Below are 7278 nucleotides of genomic sequence, written 5' to 3'. Positions count from 1 at the left end.
GAGGGCGGGTGCGCCCGCGCGGGTGCGCCCGCATCAAGGAAAGGGCACGAGTCGGTCCTCCGCATCCTGAGAGGGCATATCGTGACGGAGGACACCCGAAGGTTGTGGGGGCATCAGGCGGGTGGATATCGGGTGTCGTCCGAACGGATGGATTGGCCGGCCGGGCGGTGGGGCATTAGCGGCGTGCGCCTCGTCGGTGTCGCCGTGCGACGCGCTCATGATCATGTGCCTGAAGGAGCGACATGCAGGTCTGGCCGGGCGAGCGCTACCCCCTCGGCGCCACCCACGACGGGATGGGCACCAACTTCGCGATCTTCTCGGAGGTGGCCGAGAAGGTCGAGCTCTGCCTCTTCGACGAGTGGGACACCGGCGTCGAACGGCGGATCGAGCTGCGCGAGGTCGACGCGTACGTCTGGCACGCGTACCTGCCGGGCATCGAGCCGGGCCAGCGGTACGGCTACCGGGTCCACGGGCCGTGGGACCCGGCCAACGGGCTGCGCTGCAACCCGCACAAGCTGCTGCTCGACCCGTACGCCAAGGCCGTCGACGGGGAGGTCAGCTGGGATCCGGCCGTCTACGACTACGACATGGGCGGTGACCAGGACCGGATGAGCACCTCCGACTCGGCGCCGTTCGTGCCCAAGTCGGTCGTGGTCAACCCCTACTTCGACTGGGGCAACGACAAGCCGCCGCGCATCCCGTACCACCACTCGGTGATCTACGAGGCGCACGTGCGCGGGCTGACCATGCGCCACCCCGGCATCCCCGAGGAGTTGCGCGGCACGTACGCGGCGATCGCCTCCCCGGTGATGATCGACTACTTCAGGCGGCTCGGGGTGACCGCCGTCGAGTTGATGCCGGTGCACGAGTTCGTCCACGACCACCGCCTGGCCGACCTCGGGCTGCGCAACTACTGGGGCTACAACACCATCGGGTTCTTCGCCCCGCACCACGGCTACTCGGCGCTCGGCCGTCTCGGCCAGCAGGTGCAGGAGTTCCGCGGCATGGTCCGGGCGCTGCACGCCGCCGGCATCGAGGTCATCCTCGACGTGGTCTACAACCACACCGCCGAGGGCAACCACCTCGGCCCGACGTTGAGCTTCAAGGGCATCGACACCCCCAGCTACTACCGGCTCTCGGAAGAGGACCGGCGTTGCTTCGTCGACTACACCGGCACCGGCAACAGCCTCAACGTGCGCAGCCCGCACTCCCTGCAACTGATCATGGATTCTCTGCGGTACTGGGTCACCGAGATGCACGTCGACGGCTTCCGCTTCGACCTCGCCGCCACCCTGGCCCGCGAGTTCTACGAGGTCGACCGCCTCTCCACCTTCTTCGAGGTGGTCCAGCAGGACCCGGTGGTCAGCCAGGTCAAGTTGATCGCCGAACCGTGGGACGTCGGTCCCGGCGGCTACCAGGTGGGCAACTTCCCGCCGCAGTGGACCGAGTGGAACGGCAAGTACCGCGACACCGTCCGCGACTTCTGGCGCGGCGAGCCGGCCACCCTCGCCGAGTTCGCCTCCCGCATCTCCGGCTCCGCCGACCTCTACCAGGACGACGGCCGCCGGCCGTTCCACAGCATCAACTTCGTCACCTGCCACGACGGGTTCACCCTCAACGACCTGGTGTCGTACAACGACAAGCACAACGAGGCCAACGGCGAGGAGAACCGGGACGGCGAGGGCCACAACCGGTCGTGGAACTGCGGCGTCGAGGGGGAGACCGACGACCCGGGCGTACGCGCCCTGCGGGCCCGGCAGCGACGCAACTTCCTGGCCACCCTGATGCTCTCCCAGGGTGTGCCGATGATCGGCCACGGCGACGAGTTGGGCCGCACCCAGCGCGGCAACAACAACGCCTACTGCCAGGACAGCGAACTGGCCTGGATCGACTGGGAGCACGCCGACCCCGAACTGCTCGACTTCGTCCGTCGGCTCACCGCGTTCCGCAACTCCCACCAGGTGTTCCACCGTCGCCGGTTCTTCACCGGCCTGCCCGTCGGCGGCCGTGCCGCCGGCTCCGGCCTGCCCGACCTGGCCTGGTACACCCCCGACGGCCGGGAGATGACCGGGGAGGACTGGGGCAACGACTTCGGCCGCTCGGTGGCCCTGTTCGTCAACGGTGACGGCATCCCCGAGCGCGGGCAGTACGGCCAGCGCCACCGGGACAGTTCCTTCCTGCTGCTGTTCAACGCCCACGACGCGCCCCTGGACTTCACCCTGCCCGGCGAGGAGTTCGGGCAGCGGTGGGAGCTGAAGATCAGCACCGCGGACCCGGACCCGGAGAAGAACACCGTGGTCGAGGCGGGCGGGGCGATCTGCGTGCCGGACCGCTCGCTGCTGGTCCTGGAGAGGATGGCCTGACATGCCCGACACCTCCCGGCCCCCCGAGACGGCGGTGGCGACCTCGCGCGTCGGGTCGACCTACCGGGTCCAGGTCCGCCCCGGCTTCGACCTGGACGCCACCGCCGGCCTCACCGACTGGCTGGCCGACCTCGGCGTCACCCACCTCTACAGCGCGCCGCTGCTCGCCGCCTGCCCCGGCAGCCAGCACGGCTACGACGTGGTCGACCACCGGTCGGTCAACCCCGAACTCGGCGGCGAGGCCGCCCGGCAACGTCTGGTCCGGGCGCTGCGCGCCGCCGGGCTCGGCCTCGTCGTGGACATCGTGCCCAACCACGCCGGGGTGGCCCAGCCGGCCGCCAACCCGGCCTGGTGGGACGTGCTGCGCCGCGGCCGGGAATCGGCGTACGCGGCCTGGTTCGACATCGACTGGGACCGGGGGCGGCTGCTGCTGCCGGTGCTCGCCGACAGTCCCGACGCCCTCGACGACCTCAAGATCGTCGACGGGGAGCTGCGCTACCACGAGCACCGGTTCCCGATGGCCGACGGCACCGGCGAGGGCACCCCGCGCCAGGTGCACGACCGGCAGCACTACGAGCTGGTCAACTGGCGGCGCGGGGACGGCGAACTGACGTACCGCCGGTTCTTCGCCGTCTCCGACCTGGCCGGCCTGCGGGTGGAGGACCCGGCGGTCTTCGACGCCACCCACGTCGAGATCCTGCGCTGGGTCGCCGCCGGTCATGTCGACGGCATCCGTGTCGACCACCCCGACGGCCTGCGTGACCCCGCCGGCTACCTGGCCCGGCTGCGCGCCGCCGCCCCGGACACCTGGCTGATCGTGGAGAAAGTCCTCGAGTACGGCGAGGAGCTGCCGGAGTGGCCGGTCGACGGCACCACCGGGTACGACGCCCTCGCCGCCGTCTGCGGGCTCTTCGTCGACAGCGACGCCGAGGACGACTTCACGACCCTCGACGGCCGGTTGACCGGCCGGCACACCTCCTGGCAGGACCTCGTCCACGACACCAAGCGGCAGGCCGCCACCCGGCTGCTCGCCGCCGAGCTGACCCGACTCGCCGCGCTCGCCCCCGAACTGGACGCAGAGGTCACCCGGGACGCCCTCGCCGAGTTGGCCGCCTGCTTCCCGGTCTACCGGGGCTACCCGCCGGAGGGCGCCCGGCACCTGGCCGCCGCCCGCGCCGAGGCGGGCCGCCGCCGCCCGGACCTCGCCGCCACCCTGGACGCGGTCACCGCCCACCTGCGCGACCCCGGCCACGAGCTGGCCGCCCGCTTCCCGCAGCTGTCCGGCGCGGTGATGGCCAAGGGGGTGGAGGACACCGCCTACTACCGGTGGAGCCGGTTCGTCGCGCTCAACGAGGTCGGCGGCTCACCGGCCCACTTCGGGGTGCCGCCGGAGCGGTTCCACCGCTTCGTCGCCGCCCGGCACGCCCGCTGGCCGGCCAGCATGACCACCCTGTCCACCCACGACACCAAGCGCGGCGAGGACGTCCGCGCCCGGCTCGCCGTGCTGTCCGAGCTGCCCGGCCGCTGGGCGGAGACCGTCAGCCGGTGGATGTCCCGCGCGCCACTGGCCGACCCGGCTCTCGCCCACCTGCTCTGGCAGAGCACCGTCGGTGCCTGGCCCATCGAGCGGCAGCGTCTGCACGCGTACGCCGAGAAGGCCGCCCGGGAGGCGTCGACCTCGACCAGCTGGGCCGACCCCGACCTGGCCTTCGAGCACCAGATGCACGCCCTGGTGGACCGGATGTACGACGACCCGGAACTGCGCGCCGAGATCACCGCGTTCGTCGACGAGATCACCCCGGCCGGCTGGTCCAACTCCCTGGGGCAGAAGCTCGTGCAGCTCGCCATGCCCGGGGTGCCGGACACCTACCAGGGCACCGAGCTGTGGGAGAACTCCCTGGTCGACCCGGACAACCGCCGGCCGGTCGACTTCGCCGTACGCCGGGGGTTGCTGGCCCGCCTCGACGCCGGTTGGCGGCCCGAGGTGGCCGCCGACGGCGCGGCGAAACTGCTGGTGGTGTCGCGGACGCTACGGCTGCGCCGCGACCACCCGGAACTGTTCACCGGCTACCGACCGGTGCCGGCGCACGGGCCGGCCGGCGCGCACGCCGTCGCCTTCGACCGGGGCGGCGCGCTCGCCGTGGCCACCCGGCTTCCGCTGCGGCTGGCCCGCGCCGGTGGCTGGCGGGGAACGCGGCTGCCGATGTCCGGCAACAGTGTTACCGACGTGTTCACCGGTCGGACCTACAGTGGGGCTGAGCTGCTGCTCGATGATCTGCTCGACACCTATCCCGTCGCCCTGCTGGCTCCCACCGACTCCGTGGAGGATGCCGCATGACCGAGTTCACGGTGTGGGCGCCCGAGGCCGCCCGGGTCCGGCTGCGGCTGCCGGGCGCCGCCGACCGCGAGATGCGCCCCGGCCCCGGGGGTTGGTGGCGGGTCGAGGTTCCCGGGGCCGGGCCGGGCACCGACTACGCGTTCCTGCTCGGCGACGACGACCGCCCGCTGCCCGACCCCCGCTCGGCATGGCAGCCGGACGGCGTGCACGGGCCCAGCCGGCTCTACGACCACTCGGCGTTCGCCTGGACCGACCAGACCTGGACGGGCCGGCAACTGCCGGGCAGCATCCTCTACGAACTGCACATCGGCACCTTCACCCCGGAAGGCACCTTCGACGCGGCGATCGGCCGCCTCGACCACCTGGTCGACCTCGGTGTCGACATGATCGAACTGCTGCCGGTCAACGCCTTCAACGGCGAACACAACTGGGGCTACGACGGCGTCTGCTGGTATGCCCCGCACCAGCCCTACGGCGGGCCGGACGGACTCAAACGCCTCGTCGACGCCGCCCACGCCAAGGGACTGGGGGTGATCCTCGACGTCGTCTACAACCATTTCGGGCCCTCCGGGGCCTACGCGCCGATGTTCGCGCCGTACCTCACCGAACAGAGCAACACCTGGGGCCGCACCGTCAACCTCGACGGTCCGCACTCCGACGGCGTACGCCGCTACATCATCGACTCGGTGCTGATGTGGCTGCGCGACTACCACGTCGACGGGCTGCGGCTCGACGCCGTGCACGCCATGCCCGACAGCCGCGCCACGCACTTCCTGGAGCAGGTCGCGGCCGAGGTGGAGGCGCTCTCCACCCACCTGGGCCGGCCGCTGTCGCTGATCGCCGAGAGCGATCTCAACGACCCGACACTGATCAGCCCGCGCGAGGCCGGCGGGTACGGCCTGCACGCCCAGTGGAACGACGACGCCCACCACGCCATGCACAGCCTGCTCACCGGGGAACGGCAGGGCTACTACGACGACTTCGGTTCGCTGGAGTGCCTCACCGACGTGCTCACCGGCGCGTTCTTCCACGCCGGCACGTACTCGACGTTCCGTAACCGGGCGCACGGGCGGCCGGTGGACCGGCAGCGTACGCCGGGGCACCGGTTCGTGGCGTACCTGCAGAACCACGACCAGATCGGCAACCGGGCCACCGGTGACCGGATCTCCGCCACCCTCTCGCCGGCGCTGCTGCGCGTCGGGGCGGTGCTGCTGATGACCGCGCCGTTCACCCCGATGCTGTTCATGGGGGAGGAGTGGGCCGCCGGCACGCCGTGGCAGTTCTTCACCAGCCACCCGGAGCCGGAACTTGCCACCGCGGTGGCCCGGGGACGGCGGCGGGAGTTCGCGGCGCACGGCTGGCTCTCCGACGACGTTCCCGACCCCCAGGATCCGCAGACGTTCCTGCGGTCCCAGCTGGACTGGGCGGAGCGGGACAAACCCGAGCACCGGGAGATGTACGAGTTCCACCGCCGGTTGATCGCCCTGCGGAAGGCGCGCCCCGACCTGTCGGATCCTCGGCTGGACCGGGTGCAGATGTGGCACGGGGACCGCTTCCTGGTGATGCGGCGCGGGGACTGTCTGGTGGTGGCGAACCTGGCGGCTCGGGCGCAGGGGATCTCGCTGCCCGGGGTGGTGCGGCGGGTGTTGCTGGCCACCGGGGAAGGGGTGACGGTGCTGCGCGACCGGGTGGAGTTGCCCGGGGAGACGGCGGCCATCGTGGCGCTCTGAGTTCCGACCCGGGGACGGCCGCGACGGCGTGCAGGTCGTGGCGTAGCGTCGGTACACCGCCGCGGAGGCCGGGTGCACGGGGTTCGGCGTACAGGGTGGGGAAGGAGCGCTCCAGCGTGTCGCAGAGTGACGAGCAGACGGTCTTGGAGCGGATCCGTCAGGGTCTCGTCTACACCGAGTCGGAGGCTTCGTTCCAGGCTTCCCAGCGACGTACCGATCTCATCTTCGAGTACAACCACACACCGCCGAGCGAAACCGGCAGGCGGAGGTCCTTACTCGTCGCCATCCTCGGGTCGGTCGGTGAGCGCACCGTACTGCTCCCGCCCTTCCACGCTGGATTCGGGAGCAACGTCCACATCGGTGACGACTTCTTCGGGAACGTCAACCTCACCTTCGTCGACGACGTGGACATCCACATCGGCGACGGCGTCATGATCGCGCCCAGCGTGACGCTCACGACGACGGGGCACCCGGTGCATCCTGCGCGCCGGGTCGACTACGCGCGGTTCTCGGCACCCATCGTGATCGAGGACAGGGTCTGGATCGGCAGCAACGCCGTCGTCCTGCCCGGCGTCCGTGTCGGATACGGATCGGTCATCGGCGCGGGGAGCGTGGTCAGCCGTGACGTCCCTCCGATGGTCGTCGCGGTGGGGACGCCCTGCCGGGTGCTCCGACCCATCACCGACGACGACCTGACGACACGGAGCGCGGCCGGCTAGGTGTTCTGCCCATGGACGTTGGTGACAGGGCTGGGATCTTGAAATAGGTGAGGACCTCCGGGTGAGGTGGAGCTTGTCGAAGGTTCCACACCGTCTCGGAGGTCCTCGTGCCACACGCTAACGCACCC

At 71.1% G+C, this 7278-nt stretch carries 4 protein-coding genes; all 4 read left to right on the top strand.

Annotated elements, in window-relative coordinates:
- The first annotated feature begins 242 nt into the window (after window positions 1-242).
- The 4 genes from glgX (at window position 243) to E1165_RS27165 (ending at window position 7150) form a co-directional block, all read left to right on the top strand.
- A complete protein-coding gene (gene glgX / locus E1165_RS27180; protein WP_132394564.1) occupies window positions 243-2363 on the top strand; it encodes a glycogen debranching protein GlgX in 2121 nt (706 codons plus the stop codon).
- 1 nt (window position 2364) lies between these two features.
- Entirely contained in the window at window positions 2365-4701 is a 2337-nt protein-coding gene (gene treY / locus E1165_RS27175; RefSeq protein ID WP_132394563.1) for a malto-oligosyltrehalose synthase, read from the top strand.
- The gene (gene treZ, locus E1165_RS27170) at window positions 4698-6431 is read left to right on the top strand and encodes a malto-oligosyltrehalose trehalohydrolase (protein WP_132394562.1); all 1734 of its coding nucleotides are present in this window, start codon (window positions 4698-4700) and stop codon (window positions 6429-6431) included. Before treY ends, treZ begins: the two co-directional genes overlap by 4 nt.
- A gap of 116 nt (window positions 6432-6547) precedes the next feature.
- Window positions 6548-7150: a sugar O-acetyltransferase gene (locus tag E1165_RS27165; protein WP_132394561.1), complete on the top strand. Its 603-nt coding sequence runs from the start codon at window positions 6548-6550 to the stop codon at window positions 7148-7150.
- Window positions 7151-7278: the final 128 nt, after the last annotated feature.

The sequence above is a fragment of the Micromonospora sp. KC723 genome (assembly GCF_004348595.1).
Taxonomy (GTDB): Bacteria; Actinomycetota; Actinomycetes; order Mycobacteriales; family Micromonosporaceae; genus Micromonospora.
Note: the sequence above shows the minus strand (reverse complement) of the source record. Positions and strands in the feature narration are given on the sequence as shown.

Coding starts and splice junctions, on each gene's coding strand:
- treY (WP_132394563.1), top strand. CDS start 2,365: ATGCCCGACACCTCCCGGCCCCCCGAGACGGCGGTGGCGACCTCGCGC.
- treZ (WP_132394562.1), top strand. CDS start 4,698: ATGACCGAGTTCACGGTGTGGGCGCCCGAGGCCGCCCGGGTCCGGCTG.
- glgX (WP_132394564.1), top strand. CDS start 243: ATGCAGGTCTGGCCGGGCGAGCGCTACCCCCTCGGCGCCACCCACGAC.